We start from the raw sequence: 24842 nt of genomic DNA on the forward strand, positions 1-24842 counted from the left end.
CGCTACCAGCGCCCGGCCGCCGGGTGGCGACGGCGCGCGCCAGGCCCACCCGATCGGGTCGGTCAGGCGGCGGGCGCCTGGGCGCGGCTGACGTCGTACACGCCGGGCACGTCGCGCATCGCGCGCATCAGGGCGGGCAGTTCGGCGGCGTCGGGGAGCTGGAGGGTGTAGGTGTGGCGGACCCGCTGCTGATTGGGGGACTCCACGGTGGCCGAGACGATCTCGGCGCCCTCCACGGCGATCGCCTCGGTGAGGTCGGCGAGCAGATGAGGACGGCTGAACGATTCGGCGACCAGGGTGACCCGGCACGCGGTGGTGTCCCCCCAGCGCACGGCGATCTCCTCGCGCCCCCGGCCCTTCATGTCCTCGACCATGGAGCACTCCACCCGGTGCACGGTCACCGCTCCCCCGCGCACGGCGAAGCCCACGATGTCGTCGGGCGGTACGGGCGTACAGCAGCCGGCCAGGCGCACCGGGCCGCCCGGCCGGTCCAGCAGTACGTCGGCGCCCCGGGGGCGCGCGGCGGGGGCGCTGCTGGCGGGGCGGCTGCCGCCGGGGCCGTCGGTGGTGTCCGAGGGGCGGGCGTCGGCGCCGGGATGGGCCGCGAGCCAGCGCTGGATGGCGATGCGTGCGGCCGGGGTGTGGGCGTGCTCCAGCCATTCGCGGGAGGGCTCGGAGGCGGGGTCCTGGCCCATGAGGAGCTGGACGGTGTCGCCGTCGCGGAGGACGGTGCCGAGGGCGGCGAGGCGGCCGTTGACGCGGGCGCCGATGCAGGCGTGGGCGTCGTCGCCGTACTGCGCGTAGGCGGCGTCGACGCAGGTGGCGCCCTCGGGCAGGCCCAGGGTGCCGCCGTCGGGCCGGACGACGGTGATCTCGCGGTCCTGGGCGAGGTCGTCGCGCAGGGTGGACCAGAAGGTGTCGGGGTCGGGGGCGCCGCGCTGCCAGTCGAGGAGGCGGGAGAGCCAGCCGGGGCGGGTGGGGTCGGCCCGCTCGCCGTCGAGGCCGGCGGTCTGCTCCTCGGCGGGCGGGGTGTAGGGGTTGCCCAGCGCGATCACCCCGGCCTCGGCGGCCTGGTGCATGCGGTGGGTGCGGATGAGGACCTCGACGACCTGTCCGTCCGGGCGGGCCACGGCGGTGTGCAGCGACTGGTAGAGGTTGAACTTCGGTACGGCGATGAAGTCCTTGAACTCCGAGACCACCGGGGTGAGACAGGTGTGCAGCTCCCCGAGGACGGCGTAACAGTCCGCGTCCTCGTTCACCAGCACCAGCAGGCGGCCGAAGTCGGTGCCGCGCAGCGGGCCGCGCTTGCGGGAGACGCGGTGGACGGAGACGAAGTGGCGGGGCCGGATGAGGACTTCGGCCGGGATGTCGGCCTCGCGGAGCACCGCGCGCACCTCGTCGGCGACCTCGGCCAGCGGGTCTCCCCCGGCCGCGTTCTGAGCGATGAGTTCGCTGGTGCGGGCGTATTCCTCGGGGTGGAGGATGGCGAAGACGAGGTCTTCCAGCTCGGTCTTGAGGGCCTGCACACCGAGGCGTTCGGCGAGCGGGATGAGGACGTCGCGGGTGACCTTGGCGATCCGCGCCTGTTTCTCGGGGCGCATCACGCCGAGGGTGCGCATGTTGTGCAGCCGGTCGGCGAGTTTGATCGACATCACGCGGACGTCGTTGCCGGTGGCGACGAGCATCTTGCGGAAGGTCTCCGGCTCGGCGGCGGCGCCGTAGTCGACCTTCTCCAGCTTGGTCACGCCGTCGACGAGATAGCGGACCTCCTTCCCGAACTCCTCCCCGACCTGGTCGAGCGTCACCTCGGTGTCCTCGACGGTGTCGTGGAGGAGGGAGGCGGTCAGGGTGGTGGTCTCGGCGCCGAGTTCGGCGAGGATGAGGGTGACGGCGAGGGGGTGGGTGATGTACGGCTCGCCGCTCTTGCGCATCTGGCCGCGGTGGGAGGTCTCCGCCAGGAGGTAGGCGCGGCGCAGCGGGTCGAGGTCGGCGTCGGGGTGGTGGGCGCGGTGGGCCTCGGCGATGTGTCCGATGGCGTCGGGCAGCTTGCTCCGGACGGCGGGGCCGAGCAGCGCGGCCCGGCCCAGCCTGCGCAGGTCGATCCGGGGCCGGGACTTCCTGCGGGCCACCGTGGGCGCCGTGGGCGCTACCGGGCCTGGGCTCGCGGGGTTCGTGGCCTCCGCACTCATGGGCACCTCCGGCTCGTGGACCGGCGGACGGGGCCCGAAGGGCATACGCGGCTCAGGGTTGGCGACGTTCCCCCGTCCGTGCCGGTGCTTGATGCTATCGAGCCCATCACGTGCTACCGACCGCCTCTCGGCCAGCGTGAAACGGATCACCCATTCGAGCGACGGAACGGAGGTTTAGATTTTGCGCCACGTGCCCTCCCGTCGGCCGCGGTTTCGAACGGCCTCGCTGTCGGAGAACGGCTGGTCCCCGGCGTGCGGAGCCACCGGTGACCGGTCCGTCCAGGTCAGCGGGTCGCGCTTTCCAGCCACTCGGCGTCGATCTCACCCTCGGCGACGATCACGGCGGGACCCGTCATCTCGATCTCACCATCCGGTCGTTCGGTGATGACCAGCCGCCCGCCGGGCACGTCCACGGCGTACGTCGCCGGGGTGCCGGTGGCGGCCGGGTCGGCGCCGTCGCGCCGGGCGGCGGCCACGGCGACGGCGCACGCGCCCGTGCCGCACGAGCGGGTCTCGCCGGAGCCGCGCTCGTGCACGCGCATGGCGACGTGGCCGGGGGCCCGGTCGACGACGAACTCCACGTTGACGCCGTCCGGGTAGGCGCCCTCCGGGCCGACCGGCGGCGCGCTGTAGAGGTCACCGGCGTGCGCGAGGTCGTCCACGAAGGCGACGGCGTGCGGGTTGCCCATGTTCACGTTCCGCGCCGGCCAGCTCCGCCCACCGACGCTGACCGTGACCTCGCCCTCGGGCAGCCGGGCCCGGCCCATGCCGACGGTGACGTCTCCGGCGCCGGCGTCGTCCTTGGCGATGTGGACCCGCTTCACGCCTCCGCGCGTGGCGATGGTGAGGTCACCTTCGCCCACATGTCCGGCGTGCTGGAGGTAGCGCGCGAACACACGCACCCCGTTGCCGCACATCTCGGCGACCGAGCCGTCGCCGTTGCGGTAGTCCATGAACCACTCGGCCTCGCCGGCCATCTCCCGCGCCTCGGGGTGCGCGGCGGAGCGCACCACGTGCAGCACCCCGTCGCCGCCGATGCCGGCCCGGCGGTCGCAGAGCGCGGCGACCGCGGCGGGCGTCAGGTCGAGGGCGTTCTCGGGGTCGGGCACGATCACAAAGTCGTTCTCGGTGCCGTGCCCCTTGAGGAATGCGATCCGCGTGCTCATCCCTCGATCGTACGGGGTGCCCCGGACACCGTCCGGGGGCGGACACCCCCTAGCGCAGGCGGGCGACCCGCCATACGGCGAGGACCGCGACGACGCCCACGAGCAGGGCGTAGGAGAGGGCGACGCGCCAGTCGGCGCGGCGGCCGGAGCCGCGCGGGGGCAGGCCGGGCCAGGTGTAGCCGACGCGGCGGGCGGCCATCATGCCCCACCCGGCGGCGCAGGAGCAGATCAGCAGGCCCAGCATGGCGATGACCGCGCCGCTGTCGCCGAAGTCGAAGGCGAGCGGGAAGGCGAACATCAGCGAGCCGAGCGCGGCCAGACCCACGATGGGCGCGAGCTGCCAGATGCGCAGCCGCCGCTGGGGGCGCAGTTCCACCTCGACCTCGGGGCCGCCCGCGAACATCTCCTCGGGCGTCGGTCCGTCGGCGACGACCACGATCGGGAGGTCGTCCGGGCCGTCGTCGGTCAGACGGTCCTCGACGCCGGACTCGTCACCGTCGGTGGTGAGGTGCTCGGTGCCTGCTGCGGTGTCACGAGGGCCGGCCTCCATCGCCACGCGCCCTCCCAACTAGGACTTCACTGGTCGATCGAAGCTCGATGATGGCACGGCGCCGGAGGCCGGGCTGACCGGTGGCGCATCCCGATGCCAGGACGTGATCAGGCTGTGACCGGTCGTTCGACCAACGTCAGCGCCCGCCCCGGAAGTTCCCCGCGGTCCGCCGCGGCCCCGCTGAGCCAGTGGACCCTGGGGTCCCGCCGGAACCAGGTGTCCTGGCGGCGCGCGAAGCGCTTGGTGGTGCGCACGGTCTCCACGCGCGCCTCCTCCTCGGTGCACTGTCCGGCGAGCGCGTTGAGCACCTGCTGGTACCCGAGCGCCCGGGACGCGGTACGGCCCTCGCGCAGCCCCTGGGCCTCCAGCGCGCGCACCTCGTCCACGAGCCCGGCCTCCCACATGACGTCGACCCGGCGCGCGATGCGCTCGTCCAGCTCGGGGCGGGTGACGTCGACGCCGATCTGGAGGGTGTCGTAGACCGAGTCGTGGCCGGGGAGGTTGGCGGTGAACGGGCGCCCGGTGATCTCGATGACCTCCAGGGCGCGGACGATGCGGCGGCCGTTGCTGGGCAGGATGGCGCGGGCGGCCTCGGGGTCGGCGGCGGCGAGGCGCGCGTGCAGGGCGCCGGGACCGCGCAGGGCCAGCTCGTCCTCCAGGCGGGCCCGGACCTCGGGGTCGGTGCCGGGGAACTCCAGGTTGTCGACGGCGCCGCGCACGTACAGTCCGGAGCCGCCGACCAGGATCGGCCAGCGGCCCTCGGCGAGCAGGGCGTCGATGCGGGCGCGGGCGAGCTTCTGGTACTCGGCGACGGAGGCGGCGACCGTCACGTCCCAGATGTCGAGGAGGTGGTGCGGGATTCCGCCGCGTTCCTCGGGGGTGAGCTTGGCGGTGCCGATGTCCATCCCCCGGTAGAGCTGCATCGAGTCGGCGTTGATGACCTCGCCGCCGAGCTGCTGGGCCAGGAAGACGCCGAGGTCGGACTTTCCGGCCGCGGTGGGGCCGACGACGGCGATGACACGGGGGGCGGGGGATGCACTGCTCACCGCACCAGTCTCGCAAACCGCGCGGCCCCGCCGGTGGCCGACGGTGAATGACGTGCGACTCGGCGGGCAGGGGTTACGGGCGTGGCCTGGGTGATCGCGTGGTGTGATGCCCGGTGGGGAGGGGTAAACGTCCCTCACAAGCGCCGCATCACGCGCATTTGGGTAGTTCCGGAAGGTGGATCATGGGTCTGTTCGACAATGTGAAGGCCGCGCTCGGCCCGGCCAAGGACAAGGTGACGGACCTGGCCCGCCAGCACGGCGACAAGGTGCAGGACGGTCTCGACAAGGCCGCGCAGGTGGTCGACAAGCAGACCAAGGGCAAGTACACCGACAAGATCCACGCCGGTACGGACAAGGCGAAGGAAGCGGTGGACCGCCTCGGCCAGGAGGGCCACAAGCCCGGCGAGGGCCCGCAGACCCCGCCCCACACCCCGCCGAAGGGCTAGTTCCAGGCGGCGACGAGGTAGCCGACGCCGTACGGCGCCTCGTCGTGCAGCAGGGTGCCGCCCAGGCCCGCGCCCTCGGCAGCCGAGGCGAGGACCTGCCAGGGGGCGCGGCCGGACGCCTGGAGTTCGCGGGCGAGCCCGGCGTCGAGTGCGGCGAGGGCCGACAGGTCGGCGGTGCCGAGGGCGCGTGCGGCCTCGGCGTCGAAGGGGGCCGCGCGGTCGTCGAGGTAGCCGGGGGCCTTGAGCGTGCGGGAGGCGCTGCCGTCGCCCATCACCAGCAGGGCGATCCGGTCGTTCCCGGCGGTGATCTCCGCGCCGAGTTCGGCGCACTGGCCGGCGGGGAGATCCGCGTCCACGGCCACTCCCTCGACCGGCACTTCGGCCCAGCCGATGCGCTCCAGCAGCCACGCGGCGACGGCCAGAGAAGCCGGCAGCTCCGGACCGGGTGCCTCCCCGGGGCCGAGCCTCACATCCAGCTCGACGCCGAAGCCCCGGAACGAACCCCGCGCGCCCTGCGGATAGTGCCCGCCCTGCTCGGCGGGGCCGAGGACCACCAGGCGGTCGGGGCGGGCGGCGGCGAGCACGCCGAGCGCGTCCGCGCAGGCGGCTCGGGCGGCGTCCAGTTCGGGCGCGGCGCCCGCGGCGACCTCGGGGACGAGCAGCGGTGGGCACGGGCAGACGGCGGCTGCGACAAGCATGATCGGCAGCGTAACCCGCCTCACCCCCGGCCCGCGCATGCCGTGGACCAGGGATGAGGCGCGGTACGAGTCAGTCGCAGCCGCAGCCGCTCGTGGCGGCCGGCAGCGGCGCGGGGACGCCGATCTTCGGCAGGCCGAGCATGACTCCGGCCTTCTCTGCGGTCTCGGCCGCGTTGCGCTTCTCCCAGGCGTCGCCCGCGCGCGTGCGGCGCACGGCGAGGGCCGGGCCCTCGGCGAGCAGGTGGTGCGGGGCGGCGTAGGTCACCTCGACGGTGACGACATCGCCGGGGCGCACCTCCTCGTCCGGCTTGGTGAAGTGGACCAGGCGGTTGTCGGGGGCGCGGCCGGAGAGGCGGTGGGTGGCGCCGTCCTTGCGGCCCTCGCCCTCGGCGACCATCAGCTCCAGGGTGCGGCCGACCTGCTTCTTGTTCTCCTCCCAGGAGATCTCCTCCTGGAGGGCGACGAGGCGCTCGTAGCGCGCCTGCACGACCTCCTTGGGGATCTGGCCCTCCATGGTCGCGGCCGGGGTGCCGGGGCGCTTGGAGTACTGGAAGGTGAACGCCTGGGCGAAGCGGGCCTCGCGGGCGACCTTCATGGTCTCCTCGAAGTCCTCCTCGGTCTCGCCGGGGAAGCCCACGATGATGTCGGTGGTGATGGCCGCGTGCGGGATGGCGGCGCGGACCTTCTCGATGATGCCGAGGTAGCGCTCCTGCCGGTACGAGCGGCGCATCGCCTTCAGCACGGTGTCCGAGCCGGACTGGAGCGGCATGTGGAGCTGCGGCATCACGTTCGGCGTCTCGGCCATGGCGGCGATCACGTCGTCGGTGAAGTCGCGGGGGTGCGGGGAGGTGAAGCGGACGCGCTCCAGGCCCTCGATCTTTCCGCAGGCCCGCAGCAGCTTGCTGAACGCCTCGCGGTCACCGATGTCGGAGCCGTAGGCGTTGACGTTCTGCCCGAGCAGGGTGATCTCGCTGACGCCCTCGGCGACCAGCGCCTCGATCTCGGCGAGGATGTCGCCGGTCCGGCGGTCCTTCTCCTTGCCGCGCAGCGCCGGGACGATGCAGAAGGTGCAGGTGTTGTTGCAGCCGACGGAGATCGACACCCAGGCCGCGTACGCGCTCTCGCGCCGGGTCGGCAGGGTGGAGGGGAACGCCTCCAGCGACTCGGCGATCTCGACCTGCGCCTCCTCCTGGACGCGGGCGCGCTCCAGCAGGACGGGCAGCTTGCCGATGTTGTGCGTGCCGAAGACCACGTCGACCCAGGGGGCCCGCTTCACGATGGTGTCGCGGTCCTTCTGCGCGAGACAGCCGCCGACCGCGATCTGCATCCCGGGGCGCGACACCTTGCGCGGCGCGAGCCGGCCGAGGTTGCCGTAGAGCCGGTTGTCCGCGTTCTCGCGGACCGCGCACGTGTTGAACACGACCACGTCGGCGTCCCCGTCGGAACCCTCGGGCGCCCGTACGTAACCGGCGTCCTCGAGCAGCCCGGACAATCGCTCGGAGTCGTGGACGTTCATCTGGCACCCGTAGGTGCGCACCTCGTACGTCTTGGCTTCTCGAACGTCCACTGCCGGGCTCCGGTCGCTGCTGGTGGTCATGGGTCAAGGGTAGGCGGTCCCCGGAGGCCCTCCGTCCCCGCTCCCGGCGGCCGGTGACCGGGGACACAGCGGGGTCGTCAGCGCTCGGCCGGGGTCCATCCCTGGCGGCGCAGGACCGCCGACACGTCGGGCGCCCGGTAGTGGTCGCCCTTCAGGACCTTGCCGTCCTCGCGGCGGCTGATCTCGCCGGACGGCCCGACCTTGCTCATGTTGGCGCGGTGGATCTCGGCGATCACCTCGTCGAGGTCGATGCCGTGGACCAGGGCGGTGCCGTAGGCGACGTAGACCACGTCCGCCAGTTCCTGCGCGAGGTGGTCGAGCGGGCCGGTGACCGAGACCTCGGCCGCCTCCGCCGCTTCCTCGGCGAGCAGTTCCCCTCGGTGCGCGGCGAGTTCGGGACTGATCTCGGTGGGTATGGCGCGGGCGTCGAGACCGAAGGCGCGGTGGAACTCGCTGACGAGACGGGCGGGAGAAGTGCTCATGCGGCGACTGTAACCGGCTCCTCCGACACCCCGGCCGGTTGTCCACAGGCGGCAGGAGCGAGGGCCGTCCGGTTGTCCACAGCCCTGGTCCGGCCGCTTCCGGCCTGGCAGGATCGCCCGCATGTCCAAGGTGTTCCCGTTCGCCGAGATCTCCGCCCGGCTGCCCGGCCGGCGCCGCTTGCTGTGGGCGTCGGGCGTGGGAGTCGTGGTGCTCGGTCTGCTGCTCTGGTGGCTGGCGCCGCTCGGCGAGAAGCCGCCGAGCGGGACGATCGTGTTCAGCACCGGCGGCACCCGCGGGGTGTACGAGGAGTACGGCCGCCGCCTGCGCAACGAGCTGGCGAAGGACATGCCGGGTCTGACGGTGAAGCTCACCAGCAGCGCCGGTTCACAGGAGAACGTGCAGCGGGTGGCGTCGGGCAAGGCCGACTTCACCATCGCGGCGGCCGACGCGGTACAGACGTATGAGCAGGCGCACCCCGCCGAGCACCGGCTGCGCGGGGTGGCCCGGCTCTACGACGACTATGTGCAGCTCATCGTGGCGCCCGGCGCCAAGATCGACAGCGTTGCCGACCTGAGGGACAAGCGGGTGGCCACCGGGCTGCCCAACTCCGGGGTGCGGCTGATCGCGAACGGGGTGCTGAAGGCCGCCGGGATCGACCCGGAGAAGGACATCGTCCCGGTGTCCGCGGGGATCGACACCGGCCCGGACATGCTGGCGGACCACGACATCGACGCGTTCTTCTGGTCCGGTGGCCTGCCGACCGGTGGGCTGACGGAGCTGGCGGACAAGTCGGGGTTCCGGTTCATACCGATAGAGGGGAAGCTCGTCTCCCGGTTGCACGCCGAGGGGGAGCCGGCGCGCTACTACCGCGCGACGAACATGCCGGAGTCCGCGTATCCGCTCGTGCAGGGCGGCTCCACGGTGGCCACCATCGCGGTGTCCAACCTGCTGATGACGCGCTCGGACCTGGACCCGAGGCTCACGGAGTGGATAACCCGCATCGTGATCAAGAGCCGGGACGAGATAGGCAAGCATGTGCACTCCGCGCAGCGCGTGGATCTGCGCACCGCCATCTACACCGACCCGCTCCCCCTGCACACCGGCGCCCGGCGTTACTACCGCTCCGTCAAGCCCTGACGGGGGCCGGGGAGGGGGGCCTGCCGGGGCAGGGTGACGGTGACCCGCAGGCCCTCGGGCTCGTGGTGGCCGTAGGAGATGGAGCAGCCCGTCGCGGCGAGCAGGGCGCGGGTGATGGACAGGCCCAGCCCTGAGCCCTTGATGTTCTGATGGCGTCCGCTGCGCCAGAACCGGTCGCCCACGCGCTCGAGTTCGTCGTCGGTCAGGCCTGGCCCGGTGTCGGTGACCTGGACCGTGGTGGTGTCACCGCTCGCGAGGACACCGACCTCGACCGTGCCGTGCTCGGGGGTGAACTTGACCGCGTTGTCGATCACCGCGTCCAGCGCGCTGGACAGGGAGATCGCGTCGGCCCAGGCGGTCGTGGGCGGGCAGTCGCCGATCAGCCGGACGCCCTTGGCCTCGGCGGTCGGTGTCCAGGCGGCGACCCGTTCCTCGGTCAGGGCGCCGATGTCGGTCAGCCGGGCCTCGGTCTCGGCGTGCTCGGCCAGCGCCAGGTCGAGCAGGTCGTCCAGCACCTGGGCCAGCCGTTTGCCCTCGGTGCGCACGGAGGCGATCTCCTCGTTGCCCTCGGGGAGTTCGAGAGAGAGCAGTTCGATCCGCAGCAACAGAGCCGAAAGGGGGTTGCGCAGTTGATGGGAAGCATCCGCGACAAAGGCGCGCTGCTGTTCCAGCACGTCCTCGACGTTGTCCGCCATCTCGTTGAACGACCGTGCCAGTCGCCGCAGTTCGGGCGGCCCGCCACCAACCGCGACGCGGGACTTCAGGCGTCCGGTGGCGATGTCGTGGGTGGTGGCGTCCAGGATGCGCACCGGCCTGAGCACCCAGCCGGTCAGCCGCAGCGCCGCGCCCACCGCGAGCAGCATCGCCGCGATCTCCCCGGCCGCGATCAGCGCCCAGCCGCGCAGGACCCGCCACCGCATCTGCTCGGTGGGCGAGTCGGTGACGACGACCGCGACCACGTCTCCGTCCCGGATCACCGGCGAGGCGACCACGAGCCGGGACCGCTGCCAGGGCCACACCTGGCCGGGGTCGTGGCTGCGGCGGCTGAGCAGCGCCTCCTCGAAGGCCGCCCGGACCGCCCCCTCCTGCGGTACGAACCAGTCGCCGGGTGCGTTGACCATGGCGGAGCGGTCGCTGTAGAAGACGCCGGCACGGATGTCGTAGACGTCGTGGTAGCTCTCCAGCTCGCGGTGGAGGGTCTGGAGGCGCTCGTCGGGGGCGGTGGAGCGGCTGCCGCTGGGGGTGTCGGTGACGAACTGGGCGAGCGCGGCGAAGCGCGCGGTGTCGTCTATCCGGTCCACGATGACGCGCTGCTGCTCGGCCGCGGCCACGCTGACGGCGAGCGGTACGCCGAGCGCGAGGAGCACGGCCGCCATCAGCACGATGAGCAGCGGCAGGAGCCGAGTGCGCACCCGGCCCCGCTATCCGGCCGGGGCGACGAGCCGGTAGCCGACCCCGCGCACGGTCTCGATCAGCGCGGGCATGCGCAGCTTGGCGCGCAGCGACGCCACATGCACCTCCAGCGTGCGCCCGGTCCCTTCCCAACTGGTGCGCCACACCTCGCTGATGATCTGCTCCCGCCGGAAGACCACACCGGGCCGCTGGGCGAGCAGCGCGAGCAGGTCGAACTCCTTGCGGGTCAGCGCGACGGTGGCCCCGGCCACGCTGACCTGCCGGGTGGGCAGTTCGATACGGACCGTGCCGAGCAGCAGGGCGGCGCTGTCGTCGCCGGTCACAGCGTCCTCGGGGACGGTACGGCGGCTCACCGCGTGGATGCGGGCGAGGAGTTCGCCGGTGTCGTACGGCTTCACCACGTAGTCGTCGGCGCCCAGGTTGAGCCCGTGGATGCGGGAGCGGATGTCGGAGCGGGCCGTGACCATGATGACCGGGGTGCCGGTGCGCTTGCGGATCTTGCCGCAGACCTCGTAGCCGTCCTGGTCGGGCAGGCCGAGATCGAGCAGGATCACGCCGAAGCCGGGACCCTCGGGGACGAGCGCCTGGAGCGCCTCCTCGCCGCTGCGGGCGTGGGTGACGTCGAAGCCGTGCCGGGCGAGGACCGCGGAGAGGGCCGCGGCGACGTGGTTGTCGTCCTCGACGAGCAGCAGTCTCATACCGGCCCCCTTCGGTTCAGCGTTCGTACGGTCTGGGTTCTTCTCGGGCGCGTACCGATGGTGCGCGCGTGTGCACCATGCAGTGACGCCGATGAAGGACGACGCCGTCAAGAGCGTTCCGGTTGCCCAAGCCTTCCGTTATCCGGCCGATACGCGCACAGAACGCAAGTGCTACGACACGTGTCCGATTGCTATCGGATCGTGATGCTCAGATTCACCTCAGATGTGGTGACGCCGACGCGGGGTCGTCACTACTGTCCACCGAAACCGAGGAGGACGGAGCCCGAGAGCGATGACCGAAGTAGCGGTGGCCAAGGAAGACGTGGCCGCGTCCGACGACCTGGTCGTCCTGAAGAGCGTCAACAAGCACTTCGGCGCGTTGCATGTGCTCCAGGAGATCGACCTGACGATCGGCCGCGGCGAGGTCGTCGTGGTCATCGGGCCGTCCGGGTCCGGCAAGTCGACCCTGTGCCGCACCATCAACCGTCTGGAGACGATCGACTCCGGCAGCATCACCATCGACGGCAAGCCGCTGCCCCAGGAGGGCAAGGCGCTGGCCCGGCTGCGGGCGGACGTCGGGATGGTGTTCCAGTCCTTCAACCTCTTCGCGCACAAGACCGTGCTCGAGAACGTGATGCTGGGCCAGCTCAAGGTCCGCAAGACGGACAAGAAGAAGGCCGAGGAGCAGGCGCGCGCCCTGCTCGACCGGGTCGGCGTCGGCAGCCAGGCCGACAAGTACCCGGCGCAGTTGTCCGGCGGCCAGCAGCAGCGCGTGGCCATCGCGCGGGCGCTGGCGATGGGCCCGAAGGTGATGCTCTTCGACGAGCCCACGTCGGCCCTCGACCCCGAGATGATCAACGAAGTCCTCGAGGTCATGCAGCAGTTGGCCCGCGAGGGCATGACGATGGTCGTCGTCACCCACGAGATGGGCTTCGCCCGCTCGGCCGCCAACCGCGTGGTCTTCATGGCGGACGGCCGGATCATCGAACAGGCCGCCCCCGAGCAGTTCTTCAGCAATCCGCGCAGCGACCGGGCCAAGGACTTCCTGTCCAAGATCCTGCACCACTGAGCCCGGGGCCGGGCTCCCGCGCCGACCGTGCCGCCCCGGCCGTCCGGATCTCCGGGCGGCCCGGCGCCGTCCGCGCGGCGGCCCGCGTCCTCGCGCTCTTTCTCACGTTCGCTCCGTCACGCATCACGCAAAGGATGTCCACCATGAAGCTCCGCAAGGTCACCGCCGCCTCCGCCGTGGTGCTCGCCCTCGCCGTGTCCGTCACCGCCTGCGGCGGTGACAAGAAGGACGACGCCTCGGGCGGCAAGAAGATCAAGATCGGCATCAAGTTCGACCAGCCGGGTCTCGGTCTGCAGGAGCCGGACGGCTCCTACTCCGGCTTCGACGTGGACGTCGCCACCTACGTCGCCAAGAAGCTCGGCTACCAGCCGAACCAGATCGAGTGGGTCCAGACCAAGAGCGCCGACCGCGAGAACGCCCTCCAGCGCGGCGACGTCAAGTTCATCGCGGCCACCTACTCCATCACCGACGAGCGCAAGCAGAAGGTGGACTTCGCCGGCCCGTACCTGCTGGCCCACCAGGACCTGCTGGTGAAGAAGGGCTCGGACATCACCAAGGGCACGGACCTCAACAGCAAGAAGCTGTGTTCCGTGACCGGTTCCACCTCGGCGCAGAACGTCCAGAAGACGATCGCCCCGAAGGCCAACCTGCGTCCCCTGTCCGGCTACTCCGAGTGCGTCGCCGGTCTCCAGAGCGGCGCCGTGGACGCGCTGACCACGGACGACTCGATCCTCGCGGGCTTCGCCGCGCAGGACAAGTACAAGGGCCAGTTCCAGCTCGCGGGTCTGAAGCTCAGCAACGAGAACTACGGCATCGGCGTCAAGAAGGGCGACTCCGCGACCGTCGACAAGATCAACAGGGCGCTGGAGCAGATGGTCTCCGACAAGTCGTGGGACAAGGCCGTCGAGAAGAACTTCGGCCCGGCCCACTACAAGAACGAGCCCGCCCCGAAGATCGGCGACATCGTCAAGTAGTCCCGGCTCCACGACGCGAGGACCTGGCGGGCTCCGCACGGTCCACGGCCCGCGCCGCCGTCCACCGCTTCCCGGACGGCGGCGCGCCCCGACCACCCCGTAGGCCACACACCCGGAAGCGCGGGAGAACGTGTTCGACTTTCTTGAAGGCTACGACGTCCTGGGGGCGTTCTGGACGACGGTGCAGCTCACCGTCTTCTCCGGCGTCGGCTCCCTCGTCTGGGGCATCCTGCTGGCCGGCATGCGGGTCAGTCCTGTCCCGCTGATGCGCGGGTTCGGCACCGCCTACGTCAACATCGTGCGGAACATCCCGCTGACGATCATCATCCTGTTCACCTCGCTCGGCCTCGCCGACATCTTCGGCGTCACCATGGGCGCCGAGGACTTCAAGATCCAGGGCTTCCGACTGGCGGTGCTCGGGCTGATCGCCTACACGGCGGCGTTCGTGTGCGAGGCGATCCGCTCCGGCATCAACACGGTGCCGCTCGGGCAGGCCGAGGCGGCCCGCGCCATCGGGCTGAGCTTCTCGCAGACGCTGCGGCTGATCGTGCTGCCGCAGGCGTTCCGCGCGGTCATCGGCCCACTGGCCAACGTCCTGATCGCCCTGACCAAGAACACCACGGTGGCGGCCGCCATCGGCGTGGCCGAAGCCGCCACCCTGATGAAGTCGATGATCGAGAACGAGGCCCAGACCCTCGCCATCGGCACCGTCTTCGCCCTCGGCTTCGTGGTACTGACCCTGCCGACCGGCCTCTTCCTGGGCTGGCTCGGCAAGCGACTGGCGGTGAAGCGATGAGTTCCGTCCTCTACGACACGCCCGGCCCCCGCGCCCGGACGCGCAATGTCGTCCTCTCGGTCGTCTTCTTCGCCCTGCTCGGCCTGGTGCTGTGGTGGGCCGTGATGAAGCTGGACGACAAGGGCCAGTTGGCATGGGCGCTGTGGAAACCCTTCACCACCGGCGAGGCGTGGACCACCTATCTGCTGCCCGGCCTCGGCAACACCCTGAAGGCCGCCGCGCTGTCCATGGTGATCGCGCTGCCCCTGGGCGCGATATTCGGCATAGCCCGGATGTCCGACCACCGCTGGGTGCGCGTACCGGCGAGCGTGGTCGTGGAGTTCTTCCGCGCCATCCCGGTACTGCTGCTGATGCTGTTCGCCGCTGAGTTCTACGTCCGCTCCACCGACATCCCCAGCGACTCCCGGCCGCTGTACGCCGTCATCACCGGCCTGGTGCTGTACAACGCCTCGGTGCTCGCCGAGGTCGTCCGGGCGGGCATCCTCTCGCTGCCGAAGGGGCAGACGGAGGCCGCGTACGCCATCGGCCTGCGCAAGGGCCAGACGATGGCGGGCATCCTGCTGCCGCAGGCCGTCACCGCGATGCTCCCGGCCATCGTCAGCCAGCTCGTGGTGATCGTGAAGGACACGGCGCTCGGCGGTGTGATGCTCCAGTTCACCGACCTGCTCAACGCCCGCAGCACCCTGGCGGCCAACTACGCCAACGTCATCCAGAGCTTCGCCGTGGTGGCGGTCCTCTACATCGTGCTGAACTTCCTGCTCACCTCCTTCGCCTCCTGGCTGGAGGGCCGGCTGCGCCGCAGCACGCGCGGCACCGGCGCGGTGCTCGGGGCCGGCACGGTCGATGACCTCAACGCGGGCGACGCCGGCGGTGCGGTGTCCGTCTGACACCTGCTCAGAAGAGCCCCTGGGGGGCCGGGTCGGCGTGCGTGCGCCGTTCCGGCCCCCCATTGCGGTCCGGGGCTCCGTGCCCGATCCTGGTGGGGTGATCGCCACGGGCCCCGGTCACTTGACGCATACTCTGCCAATGGGTTGCATACGTTCTGTGATCGTGCACCCCGCTTCACCTTCCTGTTCCCGCGTGTTCGTCGAGGCATCGTCATGGGCAGGGGGCGCCACACCGTGGACCCGGTGATCATCGTCGGAGCGGGGCCTGTCGGGCTCACGCTCGCCCTGGCGCTGGCCCGTCAGGAGGTGCCGTCCGTCGTGCTCGACGAGACCGGCGGCAAGGACGAGCCCCGGCCGGCGCGCACCGTCGTCCTGCGCGAGGACACCGCCGCACTGCTGGAGCGGCTGACCTCGGTACGGGCCGATGACCTGGGGCTGCGCTGGACCGGCTGGCGGTCGCAGCGGCGCCGGCAGGTGGTGGGCGAGATCGCCTTCGCGGCCGGGGACCCCGCGCCGCTCCACGTCGAGCAGCACATCCTCACCGCCGCCCTGCGCGCGGCCGCCGATGCCGAACCGCTGGTCGAGGTCGCCCTGGACAGCCGTCTCGACTCCCTCGAACAGGAACGCTCCGGTGTCACCGCGCACACCCGCGGCCCGCGGGGCACCTGGTGGCGGGGCAGTCATCTGGTCGGCTGCGACGGCCCCCGCTCCACCGTCCGCAAGCTGATGGACATCCGCTTCCCCGGCCGGACGGCGGTGGAGCGGCACGCGGTCGCCACCCTGCGCGTCGAACTCCCGTGGGAAGGCAGCGCGTTGCTGCACCGGATGCCGCCGTGGCGGTCGTCCGGCCACCCTTCCACAGAGGTGAGCGCCCGGCCGCTGCCGGACAGCACCTGGCGCCTGGACTGGCTGCTGCCGGCCGGCAAGGACCTGATCACGCCCGAATTCCTGGTCAGCAACGTCCGCAAGACCCTCGCCGGCTGGACCGGCGGCGCGGTTCCGGCCTACGACCTCCTGGACACCGGTGTGCACGCCGTCCACCACCGGCTGGCCCGCCGCTGGCGCTCCGGCCGGGTGTTCCTCGCCGGGGACGCCGCCCACCTGTTGGGCGCGCTCGGCACGCAGGGCCTCGACGAGGGGCTGCGGGACGCCGACAACCTCGCCTGGAAGCTGGCCGTCGCCTGGCACCACGGCGCGCACGAGACGCTGCTCGACAGCTACCAGGCCGAGCGGCGCGCGGTGGTCGCCACCCGGCTGCGCGCCGCCGACCAACTGCTCCCGGTGCTGCGCGGCACCGGCGGACTGCGCGGCTACATGCCCGGCGCGTCCCGCAACCACGACACCCTGGTGACGGACGGTCACCTGGGGCGCGGTGCGCTCGGCGAACCGGGGGCGTACGCCACCTCGCCGCTCGCGCCCCGCTACCTGGAGGGCGAGATCCCGGTCGACACCGAGCCGGGCGCCCCCGTCGCCGATGTACGGGTCACCGCGGAGGACGGCTCCTTCGTGCGGCTGCGCGACCGGCTGGGCCGGGGGGCGCTGCTCGTCGTCCTGATCGCGCCGGGTACGGGGGTGTGGGACCGCAAGCACTGGATGTCCGCCGGGGTCATGCCCCGGCTGGCGGCCGCGGTGACCGCGCTGCCGCACCGGGCGGAGCTGCTGGTCGCGGAGAGCTATCCGGGAGCCCCGGCGCACAGCGTGCTCCTGATCCGTCCGGACGGCCATCTGGTGACCGCGCTCAGCGGGGTACGGCCCGCCGATCTGTACGCGGCGGCGGAGGCCGCGCTCGGCGGCGCGGCACCGCTGGAGGACGCCCTGAAGGAAGAGGCGGAGGCCGGTTCGGGGGCGCGCTGACCTCGGGCGCGCCCCTGACTGTCCACATGATGACGACCGATTGACCGGAGTGCGGCGGCATGCTGTACTCCGGATCGTGACCGACACCCGTGTACGCCTGTGGCGGAGGGTCCATATGGACCTGCTCCGCTACGCGGGCTGCGTGTGTCGCCCGTCCTGCTGAATTCGCATCCCCCTTCTCCGGGCGCCGCCGCGCGCCCGTTCGGCGAACCCTCTTCAGGACGGTGCACGTGTCTGTCTCCCCCCTCACCTCCCCCACGCCCACCTCGGCCCCAAGCCAGGCCGAGCTGCTCGACTTCGTCCGGCGCGCCGCCGCCGACGCGGAACTGATCGCCTCCCTCCCGCTCGACCCCGAGGGCCGCACCTGGCTCCGGCTGGAGGGGCCGGGCGGCAGCGAGGCGTGGCTGATCGGCTGGCCGCCCGGTACCGGCACGGGCTGGCACGACCACGCCGACTCGGTCGGCGCCTTCCTCACCGCGTCCGGCGAGCTGCACGAGAACTCGCTGGCCGCCCGGTTGCCCACGGACGGCTGGCGGACCCTCGAACTCACCGAGGACGTCGACCGCGAACGCCGCCTCGGCGCCGGTCAGGGCCGCGCCTTCGGCCGGCACCATGTGCATGAGGTGTTCAACGACTCCCCCGACCGGCACGCGGTCTCGGTCCACGCCTACTACCCGCCGCTGCCGCGCATCCGCCGCTACAGCCGCACCGGCCAGGTGCTCCGGCTGGAGCAGGTCGAGAGCCCGGAGGACTGGCAGTGAGCGGCGACGGCGACGCGCTGCGTCCGGTCGGGATCGACGAGCTGCTGGAGCGGGTCCGCTCCGGCTACCGGCGTATCGAGCCGCGCGCGGCGCACGAGGCGGCCCGCGACGGCGAGGCCCTGCTGGTCGACATCCGGTACGCGGCCCTGCGCGACCGGGACGGGCTGATCCCCGGCGCCCTGGTGATCGAGCGCAACGAGCTGGAGTGGCGGCTCGACCCGCAGGGCAGCCACCGGGTGCCGGAGGCCACCGGGCACGATCTGCGGGCCGTGATCATCTGCAACGAGGGCTACGCGTCCAGCCTCGCGGCCGCCTCCCTGCACCAGCTCGGGCTGCGCCGCGCGACCGACCTGGTGGGCGGCTTCCAGGCGTGGCGCGCGGCGGGGCTGCCGGTGGAGCCGGTGGCCTGAGCAGTACGTCCGCTCGGGGCTCGGCGCCCTGAGCGGACCCTTCTGTCCGCCCGTCAGAAACCGTCCTCCGCCAGGAACTCCGTGTCCTCGCCCTCTTCCTCCAGCGCCTGGCGGACGACGCGGAGGGCCATGCCCTCGGGATACCCCTTGCGGGCGAGCATCCCGGCGAGGCGGCGGAGCCGTTTGTCCCGGTCCAGCCCACGGGTGGCGCGCAGCTTGCGGTCCACCAGCTCGCGGGCGGTCGCCTCCTCCTGCTCGGAGTCGAGCTGGCCCACGGCCTCGTCGATCAGTGCCGAGTCGACGCCCTTGGTGCGCAGTTCACGGGCGAGGGCGCGACGGGCCAGCCCCCGGCCGTGGTGCCGCGACTCCACCCAGGCGTCCGCGAAGGCGCCGTCGTTGATGAGTCCCACCTCCTCGAACCGCGACAGCACCTCCTCGGCGACCTCGTCCGGGATCTCCCGCTTGCGCAGGGCGTCCGCGAGCTGCTTGCGGGTGCGCGGGGTTCCGGTGAGCAGGCGCAGACAGATGTTCCGCGCCTTCTCGGCCGGGTCCGCCTCCGTGGAGGACACCCGTTGCCCGGCCCTCGACGAGCGCGGGGTGTCCTCGTCCGTGCCGGCGGGCTCCCCGAAGCCGCGCCGCCGACGGCCGCGCCGGGAGGAGCCGCCCCCGTGGGACCCCTCCGAGCGTGTGCCGTCCCACCCGGACCGGTGTGGCGCCGGGTGGCTGTCCTCAGGTCCGTCCGCGTCGTCACCGGGCGCGGCCGTGGCCGGGTCGCGTCCGATGCCCCTCCCCCGTGGGGCACCGGACGCGGAGTGGTCGTACTCGGCCCAGTCGGTTCGTCGCGTCACGGGTCAGCTCTTGGCTGCGGCGGCCTTGGGCTTGGTGGCCTTGGCCGGGGCGGGGGCCGCCTTGGCGTCCGTGGCCTTGGCGTCGGCGCCCGGCGCGGTGACCGCGGCGGCGTCCGTGCCCGGCTCGGCGGCGGGCTTCTCGGGACGCACTCCGACGCCCAGCTTCTCCTTGATCTTCTTCTCGATCTCGTTGGCGAGGTCGGGGTTGTCCTTGAGGAAGTTGCGGGCGTTCTCCTTGCCCTGGCCGAGCTGGTCGCCCTCGTACGTGTACCAGGCGCCGGCCTTGCGGACGAAGCCGTGCTCCACGCCCATGTCGATCAGACCGCCCTCGCGGCTGATGCCCTGGCCGTAGAGGATGTCGAACTCGGCCTGCTTGAACGGCGGGGCGACCTTGTTCTTGACGACCTTGCAGCGGGTGCGGTTGCCGACCGCGTCCGTGCCGTCCTTCAGGGTCTCGATGCGGCGGATGTCGATGCGTACCGAGGCGTAGAACTTCAGCGCGCGGCCACCGGTCGTGGTCTCCGGCGAGCCGAACATGACGCCGATCTTCTCGCGGAGCTGGTTGATGAAGATCGCGGTCGTCTTGGACTGGTTGAGCGCGCTGGTGATCTTCCGCAGGGCCTGGCTCATCAGACGGGCCTGGAGACCGACGTGGCTGTCGCCCATCTCGCCCTCGATCTCCGCGCGCGGGACGAGCGCGGCGACGGAGTCGATGACGATGAGGTCGAGGGCGCCGGAGCGGACCAGCATGTCCACGATCTCCAGCGCCTGCTCGCCGTTGTCCGGCTGGGAGAGGATCAGGTTGTCGATGTCGACGCCGAGCTTCTTCGCGTACTCGGGGTCGAGGGCGTGCTCCGCGTCGACGAAGGCGACCTGGCCGCCGGCCCGCTGCGCGTTGGCCACGGCGTGCAGGGTGAGGGTCGTCTTACCGGAGGACTCCGGGCCGTAGATCTCCACGACTCGGCCGCGCGGCAGACCACCGACACCGAGAGCCACGTCGAGGGCGGTCGAGCCGGTCGGGATGACCTCGATGGGCTCCATCGACCGCTCGCCCATGCGCATCACTGCGCCCTTGCCGAATTGTCGTTCAATCTGTGCGAGCGCGGCGTCGAGCGCCTTCTCGCGGTCGGTTCCTGCCATGGGTTCCACCCGGTTTGCTTGAGTCGATCGCTTCACGTCAAAGACGCTAACGCCTGCCACTGACAACGCGCCCCGACGCCGGCCCGGCCTGTGGATAACTGGGGTACATCCCTACCCGAACCGTACGTAAATCCCTGCCGTCGGCCTCGCCTGAGCTTCCATAAGAATGGATGTTCGATTTTCGTGTCAAGCACGTCGGGCCTCCGGCGGGTCAGGTGTGGTCGAGCGCGCGGCCCGGCTGCGGGCGGCCCCGAACACAGGCCACAGCGGCAACCCCCGACGCCAGCAGCAGAGCCCCCGGCAGGGAACGGGCCGCGAGCGGCCCCGCGAGGGCAGCCCCCAAGGCGAAGCCCGTGATCTTCATGCTGGCGCCCGTCGTGAAGACCTGGCTCCGCAGGTGGTCCGGGGACTCCCGGTGCCGGACGGCGAACAGGGCCGTCAGTTGCGGCCCCTCGCCGGCGCCGATCAGCAGCGCGGCCCCGATCAACGCGGCCGGTCGCCCCGTAGCCGCCAGCGCCAGTCCGGCGGCCTGCACCAGCGCGCCCAGGCGGATCACCGCATCCGGCGCCACCACCAGCCGGGCAAGCACAGCGTTGGCCACCAGCCCCGCCCCCGCCGCACACGACAGCAACACCGCCCCACGCGCCGCCCCGCCCAGCGCCCGCTCCCCCAGCAAGGGAACGCAAGCCGTAAGCACCCCCTGCGCCAGACAGCAGCCCACCGAAGTGAAGGTCGCCCGCGCCAGAGCAGGATTCCCCAGCACGAACCGCACCCCAGCAGCAAAACCCCCGCCAGCCGCCTCCCGACCAGCAGACCCCCTCGGCAACCCCCACGCCACAGGCACCGCCACCCCGATCAGCACCCCGGCAACCACCACCGCACCAGCCGCCCCCACCCCCTCCGCCACACCCCCCGCCAACGCGGGACCAGCCAGACTCGCCACCCCGAACGTCATGGCGTCAAGGACATTCGCCCGCCCCAACCCCCCACCAGGCACCACCCGAGGCAACTGCGCCGTCCACCCACCCGCCACAGCAGGCCCCGCCACCCCGACCACCACGGCAAGCCCCAGCACAGCGACAAAGGGCACCCGGCCGAGCCCGAGCAGAACCAGCCCCAATCCCCCGCCGTAAAGCCCCATCGCCCCCGCGAGCAACCACCCCGGCCGCTCCACCCGATCGAGCAACAGCCCCAGCACCGGCCCACCCACCACGGCGGAGACCGTGACCCCCGCGAGCAGTGCCGACCCGGCAGTGGCCGAACCCGTGACCGCGAACCCGCCCAGCATCAGCGCGGGCCCCGACATCTCGTCCCCCACCCGGGCGGCCACCGCGCCCGCGAGGTACGCGGCAAACCCGTAACGCCTTTTCACCACCCCGACGTTACGGAGGTAACTCAAACGTCCGCAATATGCGTTACATTCGCCCCGTGCCCTCCACCCCCGTCTCCGGCCCCGCCCCCGACGACTGGTCCACCCGCCACTCGGTGCTGACGACGGCCCAGCGCACCGCAGACCTGATCAACGCCCTCGCCGACGACCACCCCGCCCCGGCGGACGTAACAGCCGTACTCCGCGCGTACGGCGAGACGGACGTCGGCCTCTCCCCGCGCGAGGTCACCGAGATGCGCGCGTCCGCAGCCCTGTTGCGCGAGGTCTTCGCCGCCGAGGACACCAACACGGCCGCCGCGACCCTCAACCGCCTGCTGCACGCGCACACCGGCCGCCTCAGGCTCTCCTCGCACGACGGCGCCACCCCCTGGCACCCCCACCTGGACCGCGCCGATGACGCTCCCTGGGCCGAGTGGCTCCTGGCCTCCTCCTGCCTGGCGCTCACCGTCCTGCTCTGGGACCGTCAGCGGCCACCGGGCGGCACCTGCGCCTCCCCGAGCTGCGACAACGTCTATGTCACCCAGGGCAGCGGCCCGCCCCGCCGCTACTGCTCACGCCGCTGCGCCACCCGCGAGCGCGTCGCGGCCCACCGCCGCGCCCGCGCCCAGCGGGAAGCCCCCTAGAGAGCCCCTACTGGCCCTCGGAGTCCGGCTCCGGTGCCCGAGGGCGCCCCAGGCGGAGGCGGATGAAGGTGTCCGGGCGGCCCTGCCGGCGCAGCCGGTGGCCGTGCACGCGCGGGTCGTCCGTGACCGTGTACCGCTTCACGTACGCCCCGAGGAACGCCTGCAGCGTGGCGACCGCCGGGATGGCGATCAGGGCGCCCACCGCCCCGAGCAGCGCGGTGCCCACGATGACCGAGCCGAAGGCGACGGCCGGGTGGATGTCGACGGTCTTGGACGTCAGCTTGGGCTGCAGCATGTAGTTCTCGAACTGCTGGTAGACCACCACGAAGATCAGCACCCAGACCGCGTACCAGGGCGCCACGGTGAACGCGATCAGCATCGGCAGCGCGCCCGCGAGGTAGGTGCCGATGGTCGGTATGAACTGCGAGACCAGGCCGACCCAGACGCCGAGCACGGGCGCGTACGGCACGCCGAGGGCCTGGAGCAGGATGTAGTGCGCGACGCCGGAGATGAGCGCCATCAGGCCGCGCGAGTAGATGTAGCCGCCGGTCTTGTCGACGGCGATCTCCCAGGCGCGCAGCACCTCGGCCTGCCGCGCGGGCGGCAGCACCGAGCACAGGGCGCGGCGCAGGCGGGGGCCATCGGCGGCGAAGTAGAACGAGAACAGGCCGACGGTGAGGATCTGGAAGAGCCCGCCGAGCACCTGGGCGGACACGTCGAGGACGCCGGCGGCGCTGTTCTGCGCGTACTTGCGCAGCCAGTCGGAGTGGAGAAGGCCCTCCTGGACGTCGACCCGGCGGACCTCCAGGTGGAAGGTCTGGTTGACCCAGTTGATGACCGAGTCGAGGTACTCGGGGAAGCCCTCGATCATCTTGATGATCTGGCCCGCGAGCATCGAGCCGAGCAGGGTGAAGAAGCCCGCGGTGACGACGGCCAGGCCGAGGAAGACCAGGAAGGTGGCGAGCCCCCGGCGCATCCCGCGCGCGGACATGCGGCTGACGGCGGGCTCGATGGCGAGCGCCAGGAAGAACGCGATCAGGATGTTGAGGAGGAGCCCGGTCAGCTCGTGGAAGGCCCAGCTCCCCAACTGGAACAGCGCGACCAGTGCGAGCGCGAGCACCATGGCGCGCGGCAGCCAGCGCGGCATCCGGGCACCGCCCGGCGCACCGGCCGCGGGCTCGCGCGGCGGCGTGCCGTCGGCGGAGGCCGCCGCCCCGGCCGGAGGTGCCGTCTGCGGGTCGGTCGGCTCGATGTCGTCGATGCGTGCCACGGGCCAAGTCTCGCCCACGCCACCGACAGCGCGGACCGTATGAGGGCCCGGGTGACCTACTCGGTATGTGGCCGTCAACACACCCCTCGGACCGTCCGTCGACCGGGGGACCGGCGATCCGCGTATTTCGCCCCCGCCTTTCGGCCGATGTCGCCCGACGCCGGGCGACGACCGCGGCTCAGCGCTTGTCCCCCGGCACGTCCATCACGGTGCACACCACGCGCCACACGTCCTTGGCGTCCCAGCCGGCGTCCAGTGCCTGGTGCACCGTCCGTCCGCCCAGCTCGGACATGATGTGATCGCGCGCGAAGGAGTCGGCGTACCCCGCACCGAAGTGCTCCGCCATCCGCTGCCAGAAGACCGTCAACCGCATGCCTCAAGTATCCCGCCTCGGGGGGCGGGAGTGGCCGGGACCGTTCTCGGCGGGGTCCGGGGGCTCTACGGTCTGGTCCATGGCCGAATCAGGTGGTCCCTCACTCCCCTCCGCGCGCCCGGCGCACACCCCGCTCCTCCGCGCGGAGCGTTTCGTCTGGCTCACCGCGCGCGTGCTGGAGCAGCGGCTCTTCGCGCACCGCTTCCTGAACGGCGGCGCGGACCCGGTGGAGCGGGCGCTGGACGCCTATCGCAACGAGGACGGCGGTTACGGCCACGCCCTGGAGCCCGACCTGCGCGGCCCGGTGAGCCAGCCGCTGCACACCGCCCGCGCGCTGCACGTGCTGGACGCGGTCGGCCGGTGCGGCGGGCAGCGGGTGGAGCGGGTGTGCCGCTATCTGACCTCGGTGTCCACCGCCGACGGCGCCCTGCCCGCGGTCTGTCCGAGCCAGCGCGGCTATCCGGCGGCGCCCTTCGTGCCGGTGGTGGACGACCCGCCGAGCGAGCTGCTGGCGACGGGCCCGGTGGTGGGCCTGCTGCACCGCAACGAGGTGTGGCACGCGTGGCTGTTCCGGGCCACCGACTTCTGCTGGCAGGCCGTGGACGCCCTGGAGGCGTCGCATCCCTACGAGGTCGAGGCCGCCGTGGCCTTCCTGGACGCCGCTCCCGACCGTGCCCGCGCGGAAGCGGCCGCCGACCGGCTCGGCCGCCTGGTGCGCGAGCGGCGGCTCGCGGCGCTGGACCCGGACAAGCTCGACGCGTACCCCGTCGCCCCCGGCTACGCGCCCGGCGAGCACCACTTCCCGCACGACTTCGCGCGCACCCCCGGCTCGCTCGCGCGCGCGTGGTTCACCGACGAGGAGATGGCGCGTTCGCTGGACTTCCTCGCCGCCGAGCAGGAGGAGGACGGCGGGTGGCCGGTCCGATGGCGGCAATGGGCACCGGCTCCGGCGCTGGAGGCGCGCGCCGGCGTGACCATCGAGGCGCTGCGCACCCTCAGGGCGTACGGCCGCTACGTCGGCTGA

General features: G+C 72.1%; 26 protein-coding genes. 12 read left to right on the forward strand and 14 right to left on the reverse strand.

What is annotated here, in order from left to right; translation table 11 throughout:
* Positions 1-62 precede the first annotated feature (62 nt).
* The 4 genes from E5083_RS16730 to miaA form a co-directional block, all read right to left on the reverse strand.
* The gene (locus tag E5083_RS16730; protein WP_135786483.1) at positions 63-2189 is read right to left on the reverse strand and encodes a RelA/SpoT family protein; all 2127 of its coding nucleotides are present in this window, start codon (positions 2187-2189) and stop codon (positions 63-65) included.
* 284 nt (positions 2190-2473) lie between these two features.
* Positions 2474-3355, reverse strand: a complete 882-nt coding sequence (gene dapF / locus E5083_RS16735; RefSeq protein WP_135786484.1) for a diaminopimelate epimerase — start codon at positions 3353-3355, stop codon at positions 2474-2476.
* Positions 3356-3404: 49 nt separating this feature from the next.
* Complete coding sequence (locus tag E5083_RS16740; protein ID WP_135786547.1) at positions 3405-3905, reverse strand: hypothetical protein; 501 nt, start codon at positions 3903-3905, stop codon at positions 3405-3407.
* Between the two features lie 107 nt (positions 3906-4012).
* Positions 4013-4951 carry a tRNA (adenosine(37)-N6)-dimethylallyltransferase MiaA gene (gene miaA, locus E5083_RS16745; RefSeq protein WP_135786485.1) on the reverse strand — a complete coding sequence of 313 codons (939 nt, stop codon included), beginning with the start codon at positions 4949-4951 and terminating at the stop codon, positions 4013-4015.
* 182 nt (positions 4952-5133) lie between these two features.
* Between miaA and E5083_RS16750 the strand changes: the two genes are divergently transcribed.
* Entirely contained in the window at positions 5134-5397 is a 264-nt protein-coding gene (locus E5083_RS16750) for an antitoxin (RefSeq protein ID WP_135786486.1), read from the forward strand.
* Here E5083_RS16750 and E5083_RS16755 read toward each other — a convergent pair.
* The 3 genes from E5083_RS16755 to E5083_RS16765 all read right to left on the reverse strand — a co-directional run bounded on the left by E5083_RS16755 (position 5394) and on the right by E5083_RS16765 (position 8174).
* The gene (locus tag E5083_RS16755) at positions 5394-6095 is read right to left on the reverse strand and encodes a class III extradiol dioxygenase subunit B-like domain-containing protein (RefSeq protein ID WP_135786487.1); all 702 of its coding nucleotides are present in this window, start codon (positions 6093-6095) and stop codon (positions 5394-5396) included. The genes E5083_RS16750 and E5083_RS16755 overlap by 4 nt on opposite strands.
* Before the next feature lie 70 nt (positions 6096-6165).
* The gene (gene miaB / locus E5083_RS16760; RefSeq protein ID WP_135786488.1) at positions 6166-7692 is read right to left on the reverse strand and encodes a tRNA (N6-isopentenyl adenosine(37)-C2)-methylthiotransferase MiaB; all 1527 of its coding nucleotides are present in this window, start codon (positions 7690-7692) and stop codon (positions 6166-6168) included.
* Positions 7693-7769: 77 nt separating this feature from the next.
* On the reverse strand, positions 7770-8174 hold the full coding sequence (locus E5083_RS16765) for a pyrophosphohydrolase domain-containing protein (RefSeq protein WP_135786489.1): 405 nt from the start codon (positions 8172-8174) through the stop codon (positions 7770-7772).
* Between the two features lie 121 nt (positions 8175-8295).
* Here E5083_RS16765 and E5083_RS16770 point away from each other — a divergent pair, with 121 nt between their 5' ends.
* Positions 8296-9312, forward strand: coding sequence for a TAXI family TRAP transporter solute-binding subunit (locus tag E5083_RS16770; RefSeq protein ID WP_135786490.1), 1017 nt, complete (start codon positions 8296-8298; stop codon positions 9310-9312).
* Here E5083_RS16770 and E5083_RS16775 read toward each other — a convergent pair.
* Complete coding sequence (locus E5083_RS16775) at positions 9291-10724, reverse strand: sensor histidine kinase (RefSeq protein WP_135786491.1); 1434 nt, start codon at positions 10722-10724, stop codon at positions 9291-9293. The two genes, E5083_RS16770 and E5083_RS16775, sit on opposite strands and share 22 nt — an antisense overlap.
* 9 nt (positions 10725-10733) lie before the next feature.
* Positions 10734-11423 carry a response regulator transcription factor gene (locus E5083_RS16780; RefSeq protein WP_130337398.1) on the reverse strand — a complete coding sequence of 230 codons (690 nt, stop codon included), beginning with the start codon at positions 11421-11423 and terminating at the stop codon, positions 10734-10736.
* 292 nt (positions 11424-11715) lie between these two features.
* Between E5083_RS16780 and E5083_RS16785 the strand changes: the two genes are divergently transcribed.
* The 8 genes from E5083_RS16785 to E5083_RS16815 all read left to right on the forward strand — a co-directional run bounded on the left by E5083_RS16785 (position 11716) and on the right by E5083_RS16815 (position 18174).
* A complete protein-coding gene (locus E5083_RS16785) occupies positions 11716-12492 on the forward strand; it encodes an amino acid ABC transporter ATP-binding protein (protein ID WP_086693898.1) in 777 nt (258 codons plus the stop codon).
* A 143-nt stretch (positions 12493-12635) separates the two neighbouring features.
* Positions 12636-13466, forward strand: coding sequence for a glutamate ABC transporter substrate-binding protein (locus tag E5083_RS16790; protein ID WP_135786492.1), 831 nt, complete (start codon positions 12636-12638; stop codon positions 13464-13466).
* 130 nt (positions 13467-13596) lie between these two features.
* Positions 13597-14262, forward strand: coding sequence for an amino acid ABC transporter permease (locus E5083_RS16795; protein WP_135786493.1), 666 nt, complete (start codon positions 13597-13599; stop codon positions 14260-14262).
* Positions 14259-15149 carry an amino acid ABC transporter permease gene (locus E5083_RS16800; protein ID WP_135786494.1) on the forward strand — a complete coding sequence of 297 codons (891 nt, stop codon included), beginning with the start codon at positions 14259-14261 and terminating at the stop codon, positions 15147-15149. Before E5083_RS16795 ends, E5083_RS16800 begins: the two co-directional genes overlap by 4 nt.
* 234 nt (positions 15150-15383) lie before the next feature.
* Positions 15384-17003 (forward strand): FAD-dependent monooxygenase, encoded by a 1620-nt coding sequence (locus E5083_RS16805; protein ID WP_135786548.1) that lies wholly within the window; start codon positions 15384-15386, stop codon positions 17001-17003.
* 76 nt (positions 17004-17079) lie between these two features.
* Entirely contained in the window at positions 17080-17166 is an 87-nt protein-coding gene (locus tag E5083_RS32150; protein WP_324608464.1) for a putative leader peptide, read from the forward strand.
* A 67-nt stretch (positions 17167-17233) separates the two neighbouring features.
* Positions 17234-17764, forward strand: a complete 531-nt coding sequence (locus E5083_RS16810; RefSeq protein ID WP_135786495.1) for a cupin domain-containing protein — start codon at positions 17234-17236, stop codon at positions 17762-17764.
* Positions 17761-18174: a rhodanese-like domain-containing protein gene (locus E5083_RS16815; protein WP_425276728.1), complete on the forward strand. Its 414-nt coding sequence runs from the start codon at positions 17761-17763 to the stop codon at positions 18172-18174. Before E5083_RS16810 ends, E5083_RS16815 begins: the two co-directional genes overlap by 4 nt.
* A 53-nt stretch (positions 18175-18227) precedes the next feature.
* On the opposite strand, the gene recX is transcribed toward E5083_RS16815, so the two are convergent.
* The 3 genes from recX to E5083_RS16830 form a co-directional block, all read right to left on the reverse strand.
* A complete protein-coding gene (recX, locus tag E5083_RS16820; RefSeq protein WP_135786497.1) occupies positions 18228-19022 on the reverse strand; it encodes a recombination regulator RecX in 795 nt (264 codons plus the stop codon).
* A 3-nt stretch (positions 19023-19025) separates the two neighbouring features.
* Positions 19026-20162, reverse strand: a complete 1137-nt coding sequence (recA, locus tag E5083_RS16825) for a recombinase RecA (protein WP_135786498.1) — start codon at positions 20160-20162, stop codon at positions 19026-19028.
* 211 nt (positions 20163-20373) lie between these two features.
* Positions 20374-21534, reverse strand: a complete 1161-nt coding sequence (locus E5083_RS16830; protein ID WP_167513554.1) for an MFS transporter — start codon at positions 21532-21534, stop codon at positions 20374-20376.
* Positions 21535-21572: 38 nt separating this feature from the next.
* On the opposite strand from E5083_RS16830, the gene E5083_RS16835 reads away from it, so the two are divergent.
* On the forward strand, positions 21573-22175 hold the full coding sequence (locus E5083_RS16835; protein WP_135786499.1) for a CGNR zinc finger domain-containing protein: 603 nt from the start codon (positions 21573-21575) through the stop codon (positions 22173-22175).
* Positions 22176-22182: 7 nt separating this feature from the next.
* Here E5083_RS16835 and E5083_RS16840 read toward each other — a convergent pair whose 3' ends face one another.
* Both E5083_RS16840 and E5083_RS16845 read right to left on the reverse strand, forming a co-directional pair.
* The gene (locus E5083_RS16840) at positions 22183-23322 is read right to left on the reverse strand and encodes an AI-2E family transporter (RefSeq protein WP_244317532.1); all 1140 of its coding nucleotides are present in this window, start codon (positions 23320-23322) and stop codon (positions 22183-22185) included.
* 301 nt (positions 23323-23623) lie between these two features.
* Positions 23624-23818, reverse strand: a complete 195-nt coding sequence (locus tag E5083_RS16845) for a DUF3046 domain-containing protein (RefSeq protein ID WP_031183082.1) — start codon at positions 23816-23818, stop codon at positions 23624-23626.
* Between the two features lie 79 nt (positions 23819-23897).
* On the opposite strand from E5083_RS16845, the gene E5083_RS16850 reads away from it, so the two are divergent.
* Positions 23898-24842 (forward strand): prenyltransferase/squalene oxidase repeat-containing protein, encoded by a 945-nt coding sequence (locus E5083_RS16850; protein ID WP_135786500.1) that lies wholly within the window; start codon positions 23898-23900, stop codon positions 24840-24842.

It is taken from the genome of Streptomyces bauhiniae (assembly GCF_004784475.1).
Lineage (GTDB): Bacteria > Actinomycetota > Actinomycetes > Streptomycetales > Streptomycetaceae > Streptomyces > Streptomyces seoulensis.

What these genes read in the sequence shown, in the direction of transcription:
- miaB (WP_135786488.1), bottom strand. Translation starts at nt 7,692, where the DNA reads ATGACCACCAGCAGCGACCGGAGCCCGGCAGTGGACGTTCGAGAAGCC.
- E5083_RS16835 (WP_135786499.1), top strand. Translation starts at nt 21,573, where the DNA reads ATGCGTTACATTCGCCCCGTGCCCTCCACCCCCGTCTCCGGCCCCGCC.
- E5083_RS16790 (WP_135786492.1), top strand. Translation starts at nt 12,636, where the DNA reads ATGAAGCTCCGCAAGGTCACCGCCGCCTCCGCCGTGGTGCTCGCCCTC.
- E5083_RS16800 (WP_135786494.1), top strand. Translation starts at nt 14,259, where the DNA reads ATGAGTTCCGTCCTCTACGACACGCCCGGCCCCCGCGCCCGGACGCGC.
- E5083_RS16755 (WP_135786487.1), bottom strand. Translation starts at nt 6,095, where the DNA reads ATGCTTGTCGCAGCCGCCGTCTGCCCGTGCCCACCGCTGCTCGTCCCC.
- recA (WP_135786498.1), bottom strand. Translation starts at nt 20,162, where the DNA reads ATGGCAGGAACCGACCGCGAGAAGGCGCTCGACGCCGCGCTCGCACAG.
- E5083_RS16740 (WP_135786547.1), bottom strand. Translation starts at nt 3,905, where the DNA reads ATGGAGGCCGGCCCTCGTGACACCGCAGCAGGCACCGAGCACCTCACC.
- E5083_RS16770 (WP_135786490.1), top strand. Translation starts at nt 8,296, where the DNA reads ATGTCCAAGGTGTTCCCGTTCGCCGAGATCTCCGCCCGGCTGCCCGGC.
- E5083_RS16780 (WP_130337398.1), bottom strand. Translation starts at nt 11,423, where the DNA reads ATGAGACTGCTGCTCGTCGAGGACGACAACCACGTCGCCGCGGCCCTC.
- E5083_RS16730 (WP_135786483.1), bottom strand. Translation starts at nt 2,189, where the DNA reads ATGAGTGCGGAGGCCACGAACCCCGCGAGCCCAGGCCCGGTAGCGCCC.
- E5083_RS16840 (WP_244317532.1), bottom strand. Translation starts at nt 23,322, where the DNA reads ATGCCGCGCTGGCTGCCGCGCGCCATGGTGCTCGCGCTCGCACTGGTC.
- E5083_RS16850 (WP_135786500.1), top strand. Translation starts at nt 23,898, where the DNA reads ATGGCCGAATCAGGTGGTCCCTCACTCCCCTCCGCGCGCCCGGCGCAC.
- E5083_RS16785 (WP_086693898.1), top strand. Translation starts at nt 11,716, where the DNA reads ATGACCGAAGTAGCGGTGGCCAAGGAAGACGTGGCCGCGTCCGACGAC.
- E5083_RS16765 (WP_135786489.1), bottom strand. Translation starts at nt 8,174, where the DNA reads ATGAGCACTTCTCCCGCCCGTCTCGTCAGCGAGTTCCACCGCGCCTTC.
- E5083_RS16845 (WP_031183082.1), bottom strand. Translation starts at nt 23,818, where the DNA reads ATGCGGTTGACGGTCTTCTGGCAGCGGATGGCGGAGCACTTCGGTGCG.
- dapF (WP_135786484.1), bottom strand. Translation starts at nt 3,355, where the DNA reads ATGAGCACGCGGATCGCATTCCTCAAGGGGCACGGCACCGAGAACGAC.
- E5083_RS16750 (WP_135786486.1), top strand. Translation starts at nt 5,134, where the DNA reads ATGGGTCTGTTCGACAATGTGAAGGCCGCGCTCGGCCCGGCCAAGGAC.